This is a genomic window from Polynucleobacter sp. 39-46-10 (assembly GCF_002282275.1).
In genome coordinates this window covers 1-3,376 of the sequence record NZ_NCJB01000264.1, presented here as the reverse complement: position 1 = coordinate 3,376, position 3,376 = coordinate 1, and the positions used below count along the sequence as shown (strand labels likewise).

General features: G+C 47.7%; 3 protein-coding genes and 1 pseudogene. 1 reads left to right on the top strand and 3 read right to left on the bottom strand.

Translation table 11 applies throughout. The annotated features are described in order from the left end of the window. The 3 genes and pseudogenes from B7X71_RS14025 to metG all read right to left on the bottom strand — a co-directional run. A pseudogene (locus tag B7X71_RS14025) lies at nucleotides 1–289 on the bottom strand (segregation/condensation protein A); the annotation flags it as partial. Further along, on the bottom strand, nucleotides 282–470 hold the full coding sequence (locus B7X71_RS14020; RefSeq protein WP_114692435.1) for a DUF3460 family protein: 189 nt from the start codon (nucleotides 468–470) through the stop codon (nucleotides 282–284). The gene B7X71_RS14020 and the pseudogene B7X71_RS14025, both read right to left, overlap by 8 nt. 150 nt (nucleotides 471–620) lie before the next feature. Next, nucleotides 621–2,291 carry a methionine--tRNA ligase gene (gene metG, locus B7X71_RS14015; RefSeq protein WP_363927102.1) on the bottom strand — a complete coding sequence of 557 codons (1,671 nt, stop codon included), beginning with the start codon at nucleotides 2,289–2,291 and terminating at the stop codon, nucleotides 621–623. Nucleotides 2,292–2,419: 128 nt separating this feature from the next. Here metG and B7X71_RS14010 point away from each other — a divergent pair, with 128 nt between their 5' ends. After that, the gene (locus B7X71_RS14010; RefSeq protein ID WP_293601064.1) at nucleotides 2,420–3,268 is read left to right on the top strand and encodes a formate dehydrogenase accessory sulfurtransferase FdhD; all 849 of its coding nucleotides are present in this window, start codon (nucleotides 2,420–2,422) and stop codon (nucleotides 3,266–3,268) included. Nucleotides 3,269–3,376 lie beyond the last annotated feature (108 nt).

Below are 3,376 nucleotides of genomic sequence, written 5' to 3'. Positions count from 1 at the left end.
CGATGTAACTCAGGTACTGTTGGGTCACCTGTGCCATCGGAATATCAAGTACGTTGAAATTCTGTTTACGAATGAGGAAAAGCAGGAGATCGAGCGGACCTTCAAATGCCTCTAGAAAAACCTCTAAGGCATCAGGTGGAATGTAGAGATCTGTTGGGAGCTTAAATAAGGGCTCACCATATAACTTGGCGAATGCCGCAGACATTCCATCGGTAACCGACGGAGTGCTATCGAGCAACTCAGATTGAACGCTTGGCTCAGATCCCAAGGAGCCACTTGAGTTAGTCATTCGAGTAGACGTAAGCGCGCTGTTTTAATTTGGCTGCTTTAGCGCGACGTTGATCTTCAGTAGTCAAAGGTTCTTTATCCCAGAGGAGGGCGCGACCAGCTTGTTGACCTGCCTCGAGGTGCGGTTTCTCAGATTTAAGTTCATTTAAGAACTGGGTGAATTCGGATGTATACCTAGCCATCATATTTCCTAAAATTCTCAATTAATTCAATAACTTGCAAAAATTACCATGCAGCAACTGACTGCGTAGCCCATCATTATTAACGATTTTCCCTACAAACCTGCCGACTTTTTGGCTAATTCCTAGAAATTCGCCATTTTGAGGCTGTTTTTATAGGTTTGCAGCCAATAAAGCCTCGATTTGAGGCGCTTCGACACGGCTCATGAGGTGTTTGTAGGCTTTGATTGGATTTTGGCTGGAGAGCGGCGTTTTAAGGTCATTCCAGGTCATGGCGGGGACCGAGAGGAAGTCCTCAACTCCCGCTGTGACTTGAGGCAAGATCGGCTTGAGATAGAGACTTAATAGGCGGAATGCCTCCAAGGTCACACTGCAGACTCCTGGCAAGTCAGATTCACGGCTCGGATCTTTGGCGATTTCCCAAGGCTTGTTCTCATCAACGAAGGCGTTGACCTTATCTGCCAGCTCCATGATGGTACGCAGTGCCTTGGCATATTCACGAGCTTCATATAGCTCAGCAATTTTTTCACTGGCGGATCTAATATCAGCAAGCAATGCATTGTCCATTGCTGCATCAGAAACCACGCCGCCAAAACGCTTCACCAAGAAGCCAGCGCTACGACTTGCGATGTTGATGTACTTGCCCAATAGATCGCTATTGACTCGCGCAACAAAGTCTTGGAGGTTTAAATCCAAATCTTCCATGCTGTCATTTAGTTTGGTCGCAAAGTAATAGCGGAACCACTCAGGATTAAAACCAGATTCAATTACGCTATGCGCAGAAATCAATGTGCCACGCGACTTACTCATTTTCTCGCCATCGACAGTGAGGAAGCCATGAGCAAATACATTGGTTGGTGTGCGGTAGCCTGCGAAGTGCAAAGTTGCTGGCCAAAAGAGTGTGTGGAAATACAGAATGTCTTTGCCAATAAAGTGGTACTGCTCGGTTGTTGTATCGGGCTTAACCCATTCCTCAAAGTTCAAGCCTTTGCTCTGGCAGTAGTTGAGGAAGCTAGCGTAGTAGCCGATCGGCGCATCAAGCCAAACATAGAAATACTTGCCAGGCGCGTCGGGGATTTCAAAGCCAAAGTAGGGGGCATCACGGGAGATGTCCCAGTCACCAAGCTTGCTATCTCCTGGCTGGCCAACCCATTCCTTCATTTTGTTGCGAGCTTCAGGTTGTAAGGGAGTTTTTACTTGAGTCCACTCGCGCAAGAAAGTTTCACAGCGAGGATCGGATAGTTTGAAGAAGTAATGATCGGAAACCTTTTTAATCGGTGTTGCACCACTCACTACAGAGAACGGGTTTTTTAAATCTGTCGGGGAGTAGGTTGCTCCGCACTTTTCACAAGAGTCGCCATACTGATCTTTAGCGCCACACTTAGGACATTCGCCTTTAATAAAGCGATCCGGTAAGAACATCTCTTTAACAGGGTCATAGGCTTGCTCAATCGAGCGCATTTCAATCAAGCCAGCATCGCGTAACTTGAGATAGATGCTTTGAGATAGCTTTTCATTCTCAGGGCTATCTGTCGTGTAGTAGTTATCAAAAGAGATTAAGAAATCATCAAAGTCACGCTTATGCTCTTTCCAAACATTGGCGATAAGTTCTTTAGGAGTAAGACCCTCTTTTTCGGCGCGCAACATGATTGGAGTGCCGTGCGTGTCATCAGCGCCAACATAGTGGACTTCGTGACCACGCATTCTCTGAAAGCGCACCCAAATATCCGTCTGGATATATTCCACCAAATGCCCAATATGAATCTGGCCATTGGCGTAAGGCAAGGCGGATGTAACTAGCAGGCGACGTTTGGGGCTACTCATGCGGGCTTAAAAGAAATAAATTCAACAATTGTGAATACAAGATTATGGGGCTTGAGCCCTCACTTCAGCACTAATTTTAGTCTGCGGTTAAAGTTAATACCGATTTGAACCTATTTAAGAGGCGTTTTATGGCTTTGCTCCACAACATTCAGATGTCTAACGCTTCCGTGCCCTTAGTGCACGAGGTGCAGATCATGGATGAGGCGGGTCGCATTAAGACTACCCATATTCCAGGGGAGCGCCCTTTAACCATTTACTTAGATAAGCGTGAGGTTGTCACCCTGATGACTTTAGGCGGCGCCCCTGAAGCCCTCGTATTGGGCTATTTGCGTAATCAGCGCCTAGTAGAGTCCCCAGACGATATTGCTAGTATTCAGGTCGACTGGGAGACTGACTCAGCTGCCGTGAAGACTCATCGCAGTACGGTTGACATTGATGCTCTCACCAGTAAGCGCGTGGTGACTACGGGTTGCGGGCAGGGTACGATGTTTGGCGGCTTGATTGAGGAGATGGAAGAAATTAGATTGCCAGATGGGCCTCAATTAACCCAAGAGGCAATCGTAGCCCTCATCGATAGCATTCGAGTTCATGACACCATTTATAGGAAATCGGGTTCGGTTCATGCCTGCGCTGTTTTTGAGCGCGATGGCAACAATAATGTCCGCCTTCTGCATTTCATCGAAGATGTTGGGCGGCATAACGCCGTAGATTCAATCTCGGGCCTCATGTGGCTGGCAGATAAGCAGGGCAAAGACCTAATCTTTTTCACTACCGGGCGCCTCACCTCGGAGATGGTCATTAAAGGAGCCCAGATGGGTGTTCCTTTCTTGTTGACCCGCTCCGGCGTGACCTTGATGGGCTTGGAGCTCGCCCGCAAAACCAATCTCACACTTCTATCCCGCTGTTCTGGCAAGCATTTTGAGATCTTCAATGCCCCTGAGAGGGTGATTTTTACCCCCCTGCCTATTAGCTCGTAAATTGGTGGTCATATGGCCTGCGATGGTTTTACAATTCGGCCATGACTATTAAATCTGACCACTGGATCCGCCGCATGGGCGAGCAAGGCATGATCAGCCCATTTGAAC

What these genes read in the sequence shown, in the direction of transcription:
- B7X71_RS14020 (WP_114692435.1), bottom strand. Translation starts at nt 470, where the DNA reads ATGGCTAGGTATACATCCGAATTCACCCAGTTCTTAAATGAACTTAAA.
- metG (WP_363927102.1), bottom strand. Translation starts at nt 2,291, where the DNA reads ATGAGTAGCCCCAAACGTCGCCTGCTAGTTACATCCGCCTTGCCTTAC.
- B7X71_RS14010 (WP_293601064.1), top strand. Translation starts at nt 2,420, where the DNA reads ATGGCTTTGCTCCACAACATTCAGATGTCTAACGCTTCCGTGCCCTTA.